The 312-nt window shown below is 72.4% G+C and carries 1 pseudogene; it reads right to left on the bottom strand.

Going from position 1 to position 312, the window contains the following annotated elements:
- Window positions 1-312 (bottom strand): annotated as a pseudogene (locus CJ179_RS52080) (hypothetical protein); the annotation flags it as partial.

The following is a 312-nucleotide window of genomic DNA, read 5'->3' on the forward strand; positions in this document are numbered from 1 at the left end:
TCAGCGCAGGAAGCGATATGCGCGATGGGCGGCGCGGGCAGCCGGTACGTGCCGGATTGTCAGGCGCACCGCGGTACGGGCCGCGCTGCGTGCGGCGCGGCTCCCGATCCGGGCAATCCCCGAGGACCTGTGGTGCTGGCGCGTGGAGGTCTTCGGCGCCTTCCGCTCGTGGGGGGAGCCTTCGTCGAGTTCGGATTCCCACTGCGTCCAATCGTCACCGGGCACCCGGCGGGGTGGTTCCGGGCGGGTAGGCCTGCGGGACTGGCGCTTGCGGCGCTGCGGATCCAGCACGCGCAGTCCCGGAATCCGGGT

The organism is Rhodococcus sp. ACS1 (assembly GCF_002300155.1).
Lineage (GTDB): Bacteria > Actinomycetota > Actinomycetes > Mycobacteriales > Mycobacteriaceae > Rhodococcus_F > Rhodococcus_F koreensis.